We start from the raw sequence: 13,673 nt of genomic DNA, 5'->3' as shown, positions 1-13,673 counted from the left end.
CCGCGAGACGTTGGCCAGCCTGAGCAAATCCGATCAGAAGCGGTTCGTTGCGATGATGCAGAAGATCGTGGCGGCAAATCCGTTCCGAACGTGAGGCGCCACAATCGCTCTCGTTGAAGGCTAGATTCTGTGCAAACATTGCTTCTTAACGAGCAGGGCCGGTGTCCAGCCGGCGATGCCGCGTCCGGATCAATACGAAGCATGCTTCGCATTTTTTGCAGGTCGAAAACCGGGCGCGCTGGATTTTCGCCAGTGTCACAAGCATCTTGCCCAGCATCTCGCCGGCACTTCTGGAAACGATGCTGACCCTTCCTGGAAAAGCCGCCCGCCTCGCCTTGCGTCGAAAGTCTGGCACGTCATTTGCTCCGCCGTGCGCATTGAGTTGGTGGCTAGGGTTCCGCATCCGCTGGGGATGGCTGGTCCAAGAGCTGCCGCCTGGGCGGGAGACATCGCGCAGGACACGGCGGGATAAAATCCCGGGAGACCTCAGTAGCCAGGAATTGGCATTGCTGAGTCCTTGCCAATTCCCGGTTCGCAATGTCGGCGTGGAGTTGGCGATGACAGCCTATTCGGACCTGATCGCGCGGCGTTTCGGCGACGGTGGCCCCGTGGGCGCCGGGGTCGAGGACAACGATACCATCCGCCGGGTCCTGGCACGAAAGACCGTCCGCCGTTATAGCGACGGGATGCCAAGCGAGGATCTGCTCGGCGTGCTGGTCGCCGCGGCCTTGAGCGCATCCGCCAAATCGGATTTCCAGCAGGCCTCGATCCTTCGGCTGCGCGAGCCCGGCAAGCGCGCGGCGATCGGCCGCCTGTTTCCGAGCATGCCGTGGATCGGCGCCGCGCCGGTGTTCTTTGTCTTTCTCGGCGATGCCAGGCGGCTGCAGCGCATCGGCGAGCTGCGTGGAAAGCCGCTTCGCAACGGCACGCTGGAGGGTTTCTTCAACGCCAGTGTCGACGCCGCGCTGGCCATGCAGACCATGATCCTGTGCGCGGAGTCGGTGGGGCTCGGCGTCTGCCCGATCAGCGTGATCCGCAACGAGGTCGAGAAGGTCGCGGCCATTCTGGCGTTGCCTGATCTCGTCTTTCCGGTCGCCGGCCTCTGCCTGGGTTATCCGGCAGCGGACGGCCATGTCAGCCTGCGGCTGCCGCGCCGCGTGACCACGCATCATGACTGCTACGACGATGGCGGGCTCGCCTTTGGCGTCGATGATTACGACCGCCGGCGCGATGCGATCCATGCCATCCCTGCCGATCAGCAGCGCGCGAACGACGAATTCGGCACGGCCGATTTCTACGGCTGGTCCGAAGACAAGGCCCGCCAGGCCGCCAAAGCGGAGGGCGCCGCCTTTCCGCCCTATCTGCGCGCGCACGGCTTCAGCTTCGATTGAAAGGGCCGCACCCAGCCAGGCTCCGAACACCGCAACGCACGATCCGTTTTCCTGTCAACGAAGGGCGTCTTCTCATGTCGAACACCGCGATCGCTTCCCTGAAATCTCCCTCGCGCCGCCTGCTGATCGGCCTGATCGCTGCTCAGGTCGTGGTCCCCGTGCTGGCCGGCAAGGCCCAGGCCGCAAGCCTCGACGAGATCAAGAAGCGCGGCTTGATCGTCGCGACCGAGGATGATTTTCGTCCTTTCGAATTCGTCAAGGACGGGACGCCGACCGGCTTCGACAACGAGCTGATCGAGGATTTGCGCAAATATGCGCCGTTCGAGATCAAGCAGCAGATCCTGCCCTGGACGGGAATCCTGGCCGGCGTCAGCACCGGCAAATACGACGTCGCGATCACTGCGGTCATCATCACCAAGGAGCGCAAGCAATCGCTCGATTTCACCAGCCCGATCGCGGACGCGACCCACTATTACCTCAAGCGCAAGGACGACAAGAGCATCAACTCGATCAAGGATCTGAGCGGCAAGACGGTCGGCGTGCAGGCTGGCAGTGCGCTGCTGGCGCGTCTGCCCGAACTCGGCGCGAAGCTCGAGAAGGACGGCGGCAAGCTCGGCAAAGTCGTTGAATACACCTCTTATCCCGAGGCCTATCAGGATCTCGCGCTCGGCCGCGTCGATTACGTCGTCAACACCGTCATCAACCTGAAGACACTTGCCGCCGAGAAACCGAATGTGTTCGAAGTCGGCCAGGCGGTCTCTGGAAAATCGTTCCCGGCCTGGGCCGTCGCCAAGGGCAACACCGAACTGCTCGCGTTTCTGAACGGCTTCATCGCCAAGGAAAAAGAGACCGGCCGCTTTGCCGAATTGCAGAAGAAATGGTTCGGCGAAGCCTTCCCCGATCTGCCGGTGTCGTTCGAGCCCGAGTTCTAGCGTTCGCCGGGCGTGACGGCTCATGAGCGGCGGCGATATCCTGGCGATCCTCGGGGGCGCCGTCGTGACCGTGACGTTGTCGCTGGCCGCCATCCTGATCGGGCTTCCGATCGGCCTGGCGCTGGCGGTGCTGCGCTGGGCCGACGTGCCGGTCATCGCCCGCATCGTCGCTGTCTATGTCAGCGTGCTGCGCGCGACGCCGCTGGTGACGCTGCTGCTGCTGTTGTTCTTCGCGCTGCCGAATATCGGGATCGCGATCGGGCCGATCTCGGCGGCGATCCTGGCGCTGGTAATGAATACCGCGGCGTTCAATTCCGAGGTCTGGCGCGCGGCGCTGATGAACTTTCCGAAGGATCAGGTTGAGGCCGCGCAATCCATCGGCATGCGCGCACCGCAGCGCTTCCGGCGCATCGTGCTGCCGCAGATCGTGCGGGTGAGCCTGCCGGGGCTGGTCAACGAGATGTCGCTGTTGATCAAGGTGACGCCGGCGTTGGCCGTGGTCGGTGTCGTCGATATCACGCGGGCGGCGGTCAGGATCGGCGCCGAAACCTATCAGCCGCTGCCGCCGTTCCTGGTCGCGGTCGCGCTCTACGCGCCTATCGTCTTTGCGCTGGTGTCGCTGCAGCGCTGGATCGAACGACGGCAGCTTTCGGCCGGGGCCGCGGCATGATGCATGATTTCGGCATCGTGTGGAGCGAGCGGGATCTGATGCTCAGCGGATTGGGCAACACCACGATCCTGTCGGTGCTGTCGGCCGCGGCCGCACTCTTCTTCGGCTTTGTCCTGACGCCGGCGCTGATGGCGAAGCAGCGCTGGCTGGCCTTCACGGCGCGCATCTTCGTCGACGTCATGCGCTGCGTGCCATTCCTGCTGTTCGCCTACATCGTCTATTACGGGCTGCCCTCGCTCGGCCTTCGGCTCGACAACTGGACCTCGGGGCTCGCCGCGCTGACGATCTATAATGCCGCCTATATGGCCGAGATCCTGCGCGGCGCCTGGGCGGCGCAGCCGCGGGAGCCGATCGAGGCCGGGATCGCCTTTGGCTTCTCCCACATTGCGCTGTTCCGCCGCATCATCCTGCCGCCGCTGCTCTTGGCGGCGGGGCCGGTACTCGGCAATCAGATCATCCAGATCATCAAGGACAGCGCCTTTCTCACCATCATCGCGATTCCGGAATTGACGCACGCGGCAAGCTCGATCCAGTCGCGCCACTACGTGCCGTTCGCGGCCTTCATCACTGCGGTGTTCCTGTACTGGGGCCTATGCCTCGTGATCGAGGCCGGGGTCAGCCAGGTCGGCCGCCTCGCCGACGCGCGGCGGTAGGCGGGATTTGCGAATGACGGGGCCCAGCAAAGTTCTCGATGTCGCCGGCGTGTCGAAGCGGTTCGGCGAGCTCGAGGTGCTGTCGGACGTTAGCTTCGGCGTCGACAAGGGAGAGACGGTCTGCGTTCTCGGTCCGTCGGGATCGGGAAAATCGACGCTGCTCCGCTGCATCAACTGGCTCGAACCGCCCGATGCCGGCCAGATCTATCTGAACGGAGCCCAGGTCGGGATCAACGGCGCCGGTCTCGTGATGAACGATCGCGATCTGTCGCGGATCAGGACGCGGATCGGCATGGTGTTCCAGCATTTCGCGCTGTGGCCGCATTTGACCGTGCTGCAGAACCTGATGGAGGGGCCGATTCAGGTTCAACGGCGGCCGAAGGCGGAAGTGCGCGACGAAGCGCTCGCGCTGCTGGCCAAGGTCGGGCTGACCGACAAACAGGACGTGTTTCCGGCAAAGCTGTCGGGCGGACAGAAGCAGCGCGTCGGCATCGCGCGCGCGCTCGCGATGAAGCCGGATCTCTTGTTATTCGATGAGCCCACCAGCGCTCTCGACCCTGAACTGGTCGCCGAAGTGCTGGTTGTGATGGCCGATCTGGCGCGCGAGGGCCGGACCATGGTGATCGTCACCCACGAAATGGCGTTCGCGCGCGAGGCCGCGACGCGCATCCTGTTTCTGGACCATGGACGGGTGATCGAGACCGGGCCGCCGGAGCGCTTCTTTACCGAACCGGAGACCGAACGGGCGCGGCAATTCCTGCAGCGCTACGCCAACGGCGCGGCCTCAGGCCGTGCTTGATATCAGTGCGAAAGAGCAGCCAAGGGAGAGCACCGTGGATCCTGTCTTTCATTTTCTGCCCGATGCGCCGAAACCCGTCGCGCCCTATAGCCACGCGGTGGAGGCCGGGCGATTCATCTTCGTCACCGGCCAGCTCGCCACTGATCCGGATGACGATGCGCTGCCGCTTCCACCCGGCATCGAGGCGCAGACCCGCAAGGTGATGGACAACCTTGCGCGGGTGCTCAAGGGAAGCGGATTGACGTTCGCCCATGTCGTCTTCGCACGCATCTATCTGACGAATTTCAAAAGCGACTACGCGGCGATGAACGCGATCTTTTCGAGCCATTTCGATCCCGAGCGGCGTCCGGGGCGCACCACGGTCGGCGTCACCGATCTCGCGCGCGGCGGCATCGTCGAGATCGACCTGATCGCATACCGACCCTGAGGAAGGCCATGACCGAAGTTTTGATCGAAATTCCCGCCCGGCACGGCAAGGCCGCCATTGTGACGCAGGGGCAGGTCGTCACCGTGATCAATACCCATGGCGAGCAGGTCGTCGACACCTGGGCGTTCAACCGCGCCGACCTCGGCGAGTTCATGTCGAACGAACACACGAGGGCGCACAGTCTGCATCTGATTCCGCAGCCCGGCGATATTCTCAGGACCAACAAGCGCAGGCCGATCATGACGATGATTGAGGATACCTCAGGCGGGATTCACGACACGCTGATCGCGGCGTGCGACCGGCATCGCTACGCGTTTCTGGGCCACGAAGGCCATCATGACAATTGCACCGACAATCTGTTCGCCGGCATGGAGGAGCTTGGTCTGGTCCCGCCGGAGGTGCCGAGCCCGCTCAACTTGTTCATGAATATTCCCTGGACAGCGGAGGGCACGCTCAGCTTCGAGGCGCCGCCACGGTCATTGCCGGGAGGCCATGTGCGGCTGCGGGCGGAGATGGATCTCGTGATCGCATTCTCGGCCTGCCCGCAGGATATCCTGCCGATCAACGGCAAGGCCGGCAGACCGGTCGAGGCGCATTTTACGGTCGGCTGAAGCAAAACACGGTGAGTGCTTTCGCGAGAGGAGCGAGATGATGACCATTGCGGCGAGCAAACAGGAGATCGTGGACGCCAACCGGCGCCGGTATGAGGAACTGCGCGCCGCGGGCCAGGAGGCAAAGCTCAAGGCGCCACCGCAGCCGACTGCGCTTGATGCTGCACCGATTTCGCCCGAGGCCGTGATCAGCCGCGAGGAGGTGCCCGCCGACTGGTACGCGACCGTCCGGCTCAGGCGCGGCGAGGCGTTGCGCATCGCCGACCCTGCCGGCCGCTCCAGCGTCTCGATGATCGCCTGGCGCGCGGAGGACACCTCCGAACGGATCAATTGCGCCGATACCGTCAAGGTGCAATGGAGCGCCGTCGTCTCGAAAGGGCGGGTCATCCTGTCCGACATGGGCCGGGTCATGTTCTCGCTGATCGAGGATACCAGCGGCGCGCATGATTTGATGGTCGGGGGATCGACGGCGGCCTCGGCTGCCGCGGCCGATGGCGTCCACTCCCGCAACACGCAGGAGAACTTCGTGGCCGCTGCCGCCAAGGTCGGGCTCGGCCCGCGCGACATCCCGCCCTGCGTCAGCTTCTTTGCGCCGGTCTCGGTCGATGCGACCGGGCGCTTCGTCTGGACCCAGACAGCGAAGCATGCGGGCGACTTCGTCGATTTGCGCGCGGAGATGAATGCGATCGTCGTGCTCTCGAACTGCGCGCATCCGCTCAATCCGGCGCGGCAGCAGCCCTCCGGTTCGATCACGCTGGTCCGCTATCGCGCGCCGGCGGCGGCCGTCGACGATCCCTGCCGGACGGGGTCGGCGGAGGCCGCGCGTGCCTTTGCGTTCACCGACTATCTCTACGCCTGACAGGAGCGGCCCATGATCGTCGAAGCCAGTGTCCCGCCAGGGACGGAAGCAAGCGCCGTCTATGTGCACGGTATCCCGGCGGAACGGCCGTGGTCGCAGGTCTTGCGGAAGGGGCAGACGCTGCGGATCATCGACAGCCAAGGCCAGCAGGCGGTCGATGCGCTGCTCTACGCCATCGCCGATCCGGCCGAGCGTTATAGCGCGCAGGACACGCTGCGAACGCAGGGGTCGGCCTATATCGAGCTCGGCACCAGGCTGATTTCCAACAAGGGCCGGGTGATGGCGCGGATCACTGCGGATTCCTGCGGCCGCCACGATACCTCGGCGGGATGCTGTTCGTGCGAGAGCAACGCAGTACGGTTCGGCGAAGCCACCAGATATCAGCACGCCTGCCGCGAGAATTTCATTCTGGAACTGTCGAAATACGGTCTCGGCAAGCGCGACATCGTCGCCAACCTGAACTTCTTCATGAATGTGCCGATCGATCCCAACGGCAATTTCACCGTGGTCGACGGCATTTCGGCGCCCGGAAACCATGTCGACATCGGAATGGAGATGGACGTCATCTTCGTCATTTCGAATTGCCCGCAGGTCAACAATCCCTGCAACGGATTCGACCCGACGCCGATCCGGGTCGTGATCTGGGACGAGGCACGGCTGTAGAGTTGCCAGAGCGCGATGCGATTCTGTTGAACCGCCATCGCGCCGCGGTCGCACGCTTCAGCGAATGTGATGGGTATGAGACCCGGTCGGTCCGGGGCCACGGAGCCGCTGGCGCTCCGGAAACGTCCCCTTTCGGCCACCGCGCAGATGGCTTCACCTGCTGCCGGCTCATCCCGGTCGCGAATGGCCCACCCTTGAGCTGAAAACACGCTGCACGAGTTATGGCAGAGGTCGAGTAGGATGAAACGCTGCTCATTTCCGGCGGCCGTAGGTCCAGTGCAGCGCCGCTTTTGCTTTCGAATGGAAATGCAGCTCGAAGCCGACGACCGCAGGTGATACCATGTCGTCTTTGGCGAATTGTAGTTTGTCCTCGTCGACCGCGTATACGGTCAAAATATATCGGTGAGGCTTGTCGCCTTTGGGCGGGCACATGCCGCCGTAGCCGTCAAAACCGTAGTCGGTCCGGCTCTGGATCGCACCCTCGGGCATGAGCTTGGCCTTCACGTCACCGGCGTTCTTCGGAAGCGAGGTGGTCGTGACTGGAATGTTGAACACGACCCAATGCCAAAAGCCGCTGCCGGTCGGCGCGTCCTGGTCAAAAAGATTGATGGCGAAACTCTTGGTCCCCGCAGGCGCGCCAGTCCATTTCAGCGACGGCGAAATATTGCCTCCATCGCAGCCGAACACATTCGCCTCCATTTCCTTGGTACCGACGTCGTTGTTCTTGATGTCGTCGCTGGTCAATTTCATCTGCGCGGAAGCCGCGGACACGGTGAATGCAGCGAACGCCAGAACCGCTGCCCCCAATGCGATTTTTTGCATCGTTTCCTCCCTTGGTTCGGCCCCGGAAAGTAGCAGACGAAATACGATTTGTCTTGGCTTCTCGCTCATGCCTCCCACGGTCGATTTGGCTGAAGCCGCCGACCGGGTTCTTGATTGAACGCGATCTCCGCACAATGCACGCCGCGTTTGTCGCGAAGGATCATGCTTGATGCGGCGCGCACCTTGGCCAGGAAGCCATCGACGGCGCTGCGCAGCATGCCGGATTGATTATCGGGCTCGCGGGCTATGCGGCCTACCGGGCGGTGACGCTGGCGGTGGTGTGGCTGCCGTTCTTCCTGATCAAGGCTGCCGGATATTCGCCGACCGCCGCCGGCTGCATCGTCATGCTGCCGCCGATGCTGCAATTATGCCTGTCTCCGACCTTGGGCCTCGTGTCGCAGAGATTGCGGGCGCGCGGGCGCGCGTGGCGTGGTCACGAGTTGCTGTGTGATGCTTGCGGGTATCGCGATGATCCTGCTCGCGAGATCCGCGGGCGCGATCGAACAGATTCCTCTAGTCATGATGGCCTTTGCCGTGGGCAGCGTCGCGTTCGCTCTCGGGCCTCCCCTGATCGGCGAAATCAGCCCGGTGCATCAGCGCGGCGCAATGCTCGGCATCACCAACGGCGTGTTCACGACGGCCGGCCTGGTGGCGCCGTGGCTCATGGGACGCATCGTGGATGTCGGCGTGAATCCCGCCCAGGGTTTTCGGGACGGCTTCCTGTTCGCGGGTCTGCTCATCCTCGCCGGCGGATTTGTCGCGATGCTCCTGATCAATCCGGAGAGCGATCTGGCGCGCTTCGGCAGGCGCGAGGCCATGCTTGCAAACGAAGAATTGTCGGCGGTTCAGCGACAATAGGCGCAACACGGAGCGGTCATGGCGCCGGGGCGCGGTCGTCTGCGGCATGGCTCCAACCGGCTCGGGCGGCTGTTGGCGCGGCCTACTGGAACGCCGTTTCCGAGAAATTTCTGAGCTTGCGCGAGTGCAGCCGCTCCATCGGCATTTCCGCCAGCTTCTGCATCGCGCGGATACCGATGGTCAGATGCTGGGCCACCTGCCGCTTGTAGAACTCGGTCGCCATGCCGGGCAGCTTCAGCTCTCCGTGCAACGGCTTGTCGGACACGCACAGCAGCGTGCCATAGGGCACGCGGAAGCGGAAACCGTTGGCTGCGATGGTCGCCGATTCCATGTCGAGCGCAATTGCGCGCGACTGCGACAGCCGCCGGACCGGACCGCTGCGGTCATGCAATTCCCAATTGCGGTTGTCGATGCTGGCGACGGTGCCGGTGCGCATGATGCGCTTCAGGTCGTAGCCGGACAGTCCCGTCACTTCCGCCACCGCTTCCTCGAGCGCCACCTGGATCTCGGCGAGCGCGGGAATCGGCACCCATAGCGGCAGGTCGTCATCGAGCACGTGGTCTTCGCGCACATAGGCGTGCGCCAGCACATAGTCGCCGAGCGCCTGGGTGTCGCGCAATCCGGCGCAGTGTCCGAGCATCAGCCAGGCGTGCGGCCTGAGCACGGCGATATGGTCGGTGATCGTCTTGGCATTCGCCGGCCCGACGCCGATATTGACCATGGTGATGCCGGCATCGTTGGGCTTCTTCAGATGATAGGCCGGCATCTGCGGCAGGTGTGATGGTCCGCTCGCGACCGGCCGCAGTTCGCCGCGCTTGATCACGACATTGCCCGGTTCGACGAATTCGAGATAGCCGTCGCCGCCCTTGGCCATCAGGCCTGCGGCGTAGGCGCGGAACTCGTCGATATAGAACTGGTAGTTGGTGAACAGGACGAAATTCTGAAAGTGGACCGGGCTGGTGGCGGTATAGTGCGACAGCCTGTGCAGCGAATAGTCGACGCGCTGGGCGGTGAATTGCGCCAGCGGCCGCGGCCGGCCGGCGGGCGCCTCGTAGGTGCCGTTGGCGATCTGATCGTCGGTGCCGTCAAGGTCCGGGACGTCGAACAGGTCCCGGATCGGCCGCTTGATGTGCCTGGCGGCGGCGCCATCGACATGGGTCCCTTCCAGGAAGGCAAAATGCAGTGGGATCGGGGTTCCCGATTCCGAGACCACGACGGGAATGCCGTGGTTGCGCATGATCAGTCCGAGCTGCTCGACGAGATAGGCTTCGAACAGGTCGGGCTGGGTGATCGTGGTCGAGAAGTGGCCGGGCGTCGGCATGTGGCCATAGGGCTGACGCGAATCGACCTGCGTGTACGAGCTCGTGGTGACGCTGATTTCCGGATAGAACGCCCGGTAGCGCCGGTTGGTGTCGCCGCCGGCCGCGAGCGCGGCGAAGGAATCGCGCAGGAACCGGGTATTTCGGGCATAGAGCTCGCGCAAGGCCGCGACCGCCTTGTGGGCGTCGTCAAAACTCTGCCGCGTGAAAGGCTCCGGCGTCGCGATGGATTCAATGGCTTGGGGGTAGCTGCGATTCTCCATGAAGCATCATAGAATCTCGGAAGCGGCTTGGGGAGGGGCGATGAACCGCACCGCCGGACTTTCGTGGGCAGCCACGGCGGCATTCATCAGACATTGCCGATGGCAAAGGCCACAAACGCGGCAGAGAGCCAGCCGCCTCCCCGGAGCAGCCGACGAAGAGTTCTCCGCCTTACGGGACATAGATTTTTTTCGCTGCGTTGAGAGCACGGCTGCAGCCTGAGCGATTACCCTGGGCATCATCCCGCTTCGCGCGGGCCATCGCCGCGGAAAATCGTGACTGCAGCCGCTGGTCGGCGGTGTGGACGGATTCCGGCGTGGGCTGGTGGCCAAGCTGCGCATCGACCGACTGACGTGCCGTCAGTCCGGCAAGCGGCTCGCCCGCCGATCGATGAATGGTTGCTTCAAATTGTGAGATGTCGGCGGTGCAAGGCCCGGCTTGCGCTGTTCCCGTATTTAGCCAGAGCGCCGCGCCTGCAAGGAACACTGCCATGGGTTGAAGTCTTTTCATGGGTCGTCCAAGCTTATGGCTGATACCCCTGAGCATGATAATCCCTGCGACGGCCCTCTGCAATTGGTCGCCTGGCCGTCGCGTCAAACTGGCGGGATATTCGATGACTGTTCTCGCATCCGGGTGGACCGTGCCAATCATGGCTGGCCGCATCGATTCGTCTTGCGGCAATAGCCCAAAGCTTCATGAATTTGCTCCCCTGGGAATCACGGGAGAGCTGCGGCGTCTTGATTACGACACCGCCAACTCCATCCGCGCGCCAATGATGGCAGCACGCTTGAAACTCGTGCCGGCCTCCCAGGTCACCTACGGTACTGACGACCCGTATTTCCGCTTGGATCAAATGCGCGACCTGGAAAGACTGGGGCTGGACGTCTCTGACCTGACAGCCGTTGGCAGCGCTAACGCAGTGAGGTTGATTCCACGGCTTGGTGTCTGAGGCGATCGGCCGCAGGACGAAATCCAGCCGAGAGTTCGAAGGGATTCATTCGGGCAGCCCTGCCAGCCGCAGACCGGCCTCGAAGCAGGCGCGATGCTCCGGTCGCCTGATGGGAATCCAGCCTTGAAGACTGGAGACACGGAACGCCGGATTCAGTCTTCGCAGATGTTCGATCGCCGTCCGCGCCCGCTGGGTTCGACCAGCAAGCGCGTGACTTGCGGCGATGACGGCAACCACAGCCAAAAAGGTCGGCGCTTCCCGGAAAGACTGTTCGGCCCATGATGCTGCTATCTCGAAGCGCCCGGCTAACAGATGCGACAGCGCCATGCCCGCCTGCATCCGGAACATCTCCGGGTCCAAGGGACTGAATCGCATCGCGCGCGTAAGAAACTCGATCGCGGCATCGGGCTCGCCGCTCAGGGTTCTGAGAAAGCCGCCCAGAAACCACGCGGCTGCCAGATTGGGATTGAGCACCAGGGCTTTGTCGAGCAGCACGATCGCGCCGTCCACCTCACCGGCGAGATGGGCAAGGGCATGGCCACCCCTCGTCAGCGCAACAGCGTCGTCCTTGCCGAATTCCACTGCAAGCCGCGCCAATCGAGCGCCTTCCGCGCTTTCCCGCTCCCGATCGACCATCCAGCCATTTATTCTCCGCCAGAAATGACACCAGGCTGCCATCGCATGGGCAGAGGCAAACTCCTGATCGAGCTGGATCGCCTTGTAGAACAGCGGCAGGGCCTCGTCGATCGCCGCCTGCGTCCCGCGGTGCAAATGAGGCATTGCGCGCAAGTAAGTATCGTAGGCACTGAGGTTGCCGGTCGGCTTCCGCCTGGCGCGCTCTATCTCGGCTCGCTCGAGCTGGGAGGCAAGCGCTCCAACGATCCCGGTCGCGATTTGATCCTGAAGCTCGAAGACGTCGTCGAGCCTCCCTTCAAATCGATCGGCCCAAAGGTGGATGCCGGCTGAAGTATCGACCAACTGTCCCGTGATACGGATCCGGCTTTCGGACTGGCGGACACTACCTTCAACGACATAGCGCACGCCGAGCTCGCGCCCCACCTGCTTCTCGTCCACCGTCCGGCCCTTGTAGGTGAAACTTGAGTTGCGCGCGATCACGAACAACCAACGAATGCGCGACAAGGCCGTAATGATCTCCTCCACTATTCCGTCGGCAAAATAATCCTGCTCGACGTTGCCGCTGAGATTTCGGAACGGCAGGACTGCGATCGACGGGGAATCCGGCAGAGCCGGAACGGGGGTGAGCCTCTCAGGCGTCACGTCCGTCATCCCAATCGGCAAATTGGTGGCCAATTCCTGCTCTTCGATCTCGCCGACAAACCGCAGGCCTCGGCGCGAGACCGTCCGGATCAGGCGCTGCTCCTTGCCGGTGTCCCCGATCGCCGTGCGTACGGCGTTGACGTGGCTGGTCAGCGTTGACTCCGAGATGATCCGCCCACTCCACACGACCTGCAAGAGTTCGTCTCTTGTCACAACTCGGAGCCGGTTTCGGATCAGAAAAAGCAGGAGATCGAACACCTTCGGTCCAATCGCGATGAGCTCCGAGCCCCGTTTGAGCTCGCGTCGATCGGCGTCCAAGCAATAATCTTCGAACAAGAACGGCACGGCCACGCTCCGCTTGGACAAGAAGCCAAGAAGAATCCAATCGCAATCCATGACAGCCGCAAGGCTTTTTCGCCTGCGTCGGCGCATCCTTCCTACACAGCCAAGCCATTGCTCTGCAACGGAGGATGAAGATGAATATTGTCATTATCGGCGGCACCGGCCTCATCGGAACCAAGCTCGCGGGCAAACTGCGTCAGGACGGCCACGACGTAGCGCCGGTATCGCCCCGCACGGGCGTCAATACGATCACGGGCGAAGGGCTCGCCGCCGCGCTTTCAGGTGCTGAAATCGTGGTTGATGTCGCGAACTCGCCGTCCTTCGAGGACAACGCGGTTCTGAAATTTTTCGAGACATCGGGGCGCAACCTGCTTGCCGCCGAGTCCGCAGCCGGCGTGCGGCACCATGTCGCGCTCTCAATCGTCGGGACTGATCGGTTGCCGGAATGCGGCTACTTCCGCGCGAAACTGGCGCAGGAGAACCTGATCAGGGCCTCAAAGATTCCCTATACTATCCTGCGCGCGACGCAGTTCTTCGAGTTTGCTGGAGGAATCGTCGAGTCCTCTTCCGATGGACGAACTGTCCGACTGTCGCCCGCCCTATTTCAGCCCGTGGCTTCGGACGATGTCGCGGCTGCGCTGGTCGACGTCACGCTCGGTGCCCCCATCAACGGCATTGTCGAATTGACCGGCCCGCAGCGCTTCAGCCTGGACGAATTCGGCCGGCAATACGTCAACGCAAAAAAGGACCCACGGAGAGTCGTTGCCGACATCCATGCTCGCTACTTCGGTGCGGAGCTGGACGACCGGTCTCTCACGCCGGCCGGAAATGCGCGGCTC

Annotated in this window: 17 protein-coding genes and 1 riboswitch; of the genes, 12 read left to right on the top strand and 5 right to left on the bottom strand. The window is 63.1% G+C overall.

Annotated features, from left to right (window positions below):
• Nucleotides 1-378: 378 nt before the first annotated feature.
• A riboswitch (guanidine-I (ykkC/yxkD leader) is annotated at nt 379-485 on the top strand.
• Between the two features lie 72 nt (nt 486-557).
• The 9 genes from WCB02_RS24515 to WCB02_RS24475 all read left to right on the top strand — a co-directional run bounded on the left by WCB02_RS24515 (nt 558) and on the right by WCB02_RS24475 (nt 7,005).
• A complete protein-coding gene (locus WCB02_RS24515) occupies nt 558-1,391 on the top strand; it encodes a nitroreductase family protein (RefSeq protein ID WP_423962228.1) in 834 nt (277 codons plus the stop codon).
• 74 nt (nt 1,392-1,465) lie between these two features.
• Nucleotides 1,466-2,323, top strand: coding sequence for a transporter substrate-binding domain-containing protein (locus tag WCB02_RS24510; protein WP_423962226.1), 858 nt, complete (start codon nt 1,466-1,468; stop codon nt 2,321-2,323).
• 22 nt (nt 2,324-2,345) lie between these two features.
• Nucleotides 2,346-2,993 carry an amino acid ABC transporter permease gene (locus WCB02_RS24505; protein WP_423962224.1) on the top strand — a complete coding sequence of 216 codons (648 nt, stop codon included), beginning with the start codon at nt 2,346-2,348 and terminating at the stop codon, nt 2,991-2,993.
• Nucleotides 2,990-3,646, top strand: coding sequence for an amino acid ABC transporter permease (locus WCB02_RS24500; protein WP_423962223.1), 657 nt, complete (start codon nt 2,990-2,992; stop codon nt 3,644-3,646). Before WCB02_RS24505 ends, WCB02_RS24500 begins: the two co-directional genes overlap by 4 nt.
• Nucleotides 3,647-3,659: 13 nt before the next feature.
• Nucleotides 3,660-4,445 (top strand): amino acid ABC transporter ATP-binding protein, encoded by a 786-nt coding sequence (locus WCB02_RS24495; protein WP_423962221.1) that lies wholly within the window; start codon nt 3,660-3,662, stop codon nt 4,443-4,445.
• A 34-nt stretch (nt 4,446-4,479) separates the two neighbouring features.
• Nucleotides 4,480-4,872 carry a RidA family protein gene (locus WCB02_RS24490; protein WP_423962219.1) on the top strand — a complete coding sequence of 131 codons (393 nt, stop codon included), beginning with the start codon at nt 4,480-4,482 and terminating at the stop codon, nt 4,870-4,872.
• A gap of 8 nt (nt 4,873-4,880) precedes the next feature.
• Nucleotides 4,881-5,483: a DUF1989 domain-containing protein gene (locus tag WCB02_RS24485; protein WP_423962218.1), complete on the top strand. Its 603-nt coding sequence runs from the start codon at nt 4,881-4,883 to the stop codon at nt 5,481-5,483.
• Nucleotides 5,484-5,523: 40 nt separating this feature from the next.
• Nucleotides 5,524-6,342: an urea amidolyase associated protein UAAP1 gene (locus tag WCB02_RS24480; RefSeq protein WP_423962216.1), complete on the top strand. Its 819-nt coding sequence runs from the start codon at nt 5,524-5,526 to the stop codon at nt 6,340-6,342.
• A 12-nt stretch (nt 6,343-6,354) separates the two neighbouring features.
• Nucleotides 6,355-7,005, top strand: a complete 651-nt coding sequence (locus tag WCB02_RS24475) for an urea amidolyase associated protein UAAP2 (RefSeq protein WP_423962214.1) — start codon at nt 6,355-6,357, stop codon at nt 7,003-7,005.
• A 252-nt stretch (nt 7,006-7,257) separates the two neighbouring features.
• Here the strand turns inward: WCB02_RS24475 and WCB02_RS24470 are convergent, their stop codons facing one another.
• Both WCB02_RS24470 and WCB02_RS24465 read right to left on the bottom strand, forming a co-directional pair.
• Nucleotides 7,258-7,896, bottom strand: coding sequence for a YbhB/YbcL family Raf kinase inhibitor-like protein (locus tag WCB02_RS24470; protein ID WP_423962213.1), 639 nt, complete (start codon nt 7,894-7,896; stop codon nt 7,258-7,260).
• Entirely contained in the window at nt 7,893-8,045 is a 153-nt protein-coding gene (locus tag WCB02_RS24465; RefSeq protein WP_423962231.1) for a hypothetical protein, read from the bottom strand. Before WCB02_RS24465 ends, WCB02_RS24470 begins: the two co-directional genes overlap by 4 nt.
• 232 nt (nt 8,046-8,277) lie before the next feature.
• Here WCB02_RS24465 and WCB02_RS24460 point away from each other — a divergent pair, with 232 nt between their 5' ends.
• Nucleotides 8,278-8,685 (top strand): hypothetical protein, encoded by a 408-nt coding sequence (locus WCB02_RS24460; protein ID WP_423962211.1) that lies wholly within the window; start codon nt 8,278-8,280, stop codon nt 8,683-8,685.
• Between the two features lie 82 nt (nt 8,686-8,767).
• Here the strand turns inward: WCB02_RS24460 and WCB02_RS24455 are convergent, their stop codons facing one another.
• Nucleotides 8,768-10,267 carry an AMP nucleosidase gene (locus WCB02_RS24455; protein ID WP_423962208.1) on the bottom strand — a complete coding sequence of 500 codons (1,500 nt, stop codon included), beginning with the start codon at nt 10,265-10,267 and terminating at the stop codon, nt 8,768-8,770.
• 169 nt (nt 10,268-10,436) lie between these two features.
• On the bottom strand, nt 10,437-10,757 hold the full coding sequence (locus WCB02_RS24450; protein WP_423962207.1) for a hypothetical protein: 321 nt from the start codon (nt 10,755-10,757) through the stop codon (nt 10,437-10,439).
• A gap of 121 nt (nt 10,758-10,878) precedes the next feature.
• Between WCB02_RS24450 and WCB02_RS24445 the strand changes: the two genes are divergently transcribed.
• Nucleotides 10,879-11,214: a hypothetical protein gene (locus WCB02_RS24445; protein WP_423962205.1), complete on the top strand. Its 336-nt coding sequence runs from the start codon at nt 10,879-10,881 to the stop codon at nt 11,212-11,214.
• Between the two features lie 45 nt (nt 11,215-11,259).
• On the opposite strand, the gene WCB02_RS24440 is transcribed toward WCB02_RS24445, so the two are convergent.
• Nucleotides 11,260-12,837, bottom strand: a complete 1,578-nt coding sequence (locus tag WCB02_RS24440; RefSeq protein WP_423962203.1) for a winged helix-turn-helix domain-containing tetratricopeptide repeat protein — start codon at nt 12,835-12,837, stop codon at nt 11,260-11,262.
• Between the two features lie 131 nt (nt 12,838-12,968).
• Between WCB02_RS24440 and WCB02_RS24435 the strand changes: the two genes are divergently transcribed.
• A partial coding sequence (locus WCB02_RS24435; protein WP_423962230.1) for an SDR family oxidoreductase occupies nt 12,969-13,673 on the top strand: 705 nt, incomplete at its 3' end.

Origin of the sequence: Bradyrhizobium sp., assembly GCF_049581145.1 — a bacterium.
Taxonomy (GTDB): domain Bacteria; phylum Pseudomonadota; class Alphaproteobacteria; order Rhizobiales; family Xanthobacteraceae; genus Bradyrhizobium.
This window is presented reverse-complemented; position numbering and strand designations above follow the sequence as displayed.

Excerpts from the sequence above, each read along its gene's own strand:
- WCB02_RS24515 (WP_423962228.1), top strand. The coding sequence starts at position 558 with ATGACAGCCTATTCGGACCTGATCGCGCGGCGTTTCGGCGACGGTGGC.
- WCB02_RS24510 (WP_423962226.1), top strand. The coding sequence starts at position 1,466 with ATGTCGAACACCGCGATCGCTTCCCTGAAATCTCCCTCGCGCCGCCTG.
- WCB02_RS24505 (WP_423962224.1), top strand. The coding sequence starts at position 2,346 with ATGAGCGGCGGCGATATCCTGGCGATCCTCGGGGGCGCCGTCGTGACC.
- WCB02_RS24500 (WP_423962223.1), top strand. The coding sequence starts at position 2,990 with ATGATGCATGATTTCGGCATCGTGTGGAGCGAGCGGGATCTGATGCTC.
- WCB02_RS24495 (WP_423962221.1), top strand. The coding sequence starts at position 3,660 with ATGACGGGGCCCAGCAAAGTTCTCGATGTCGCCGGCGTGTCGAAGCGG.
- WCB02_RS24485 (WP_423962218.1), top strand. The coding sequence starts at position 4,881 with ATGACCGAAGTTTTGATCGAAATTCCCGCCCGGCACGGCAAGGCCGCC.
- WCB02_RS24480 (WP_423962216.1), top strand. The coding sequence starts at position 5,524 with ATGACCATTGCGGCGAGCAAACAGGAGATCGTGGACGCCAACCGGCGC.
- WCB02_RS24475 (WP_423962214.1), top strand. The coding sequence starts at position 6,355 with ATGATCGTCGAAGCCAGTGTCCCGCCAGGGACGGAAGCAAGCGCCGTC.
- WCB02_RS24470 (WP_423962213.1), bottom strand. The coding sequence starts at position 7,896 with ATGAGCGAGAAGCCAAGACAAATCGTATTTCGTCTGCTACTTTCCGGG.
- WCB02_RS24465 (WP_423962231.1), bottom strand. The coding sequence starts at position 8,045 with ATGCTGCGCAGCGCCGTCGATGGCTTCCTGGCCAAGGTGCGCGCCGCA.
- WCB02_RS24460 (WP_423962211.1), top strand. The coding sequence starts at position 8,278 with ATGCTTGCGGGTATCGCGATGATCCTGCTCGCGAGATCCGCGGGCGCG.
- WCB02_RS24455 (WP_423962208.1), bottom strand. The coding sequence starts at position 10,267 with ATGGAGAATCGCAGCTACCCCCAAGCCATTGAATCCATCGCGACGCCG.
- WCB02_RS24450 (WP_423962207.1), bottom strand. The coding sequence starts at position 10,757 with ATGGCAGTGTTCCTTGCAGGCGCGGCGCTCTGGCTAAATACGGGAACA.
- WCB02_RS24445 (WP_423962205.1), top strand. The coding sequence starts at position 10,879 with ATGACTGTTCTCGCATCCGGGTGGACCGTGCCAATCATGGCTGGCCGC.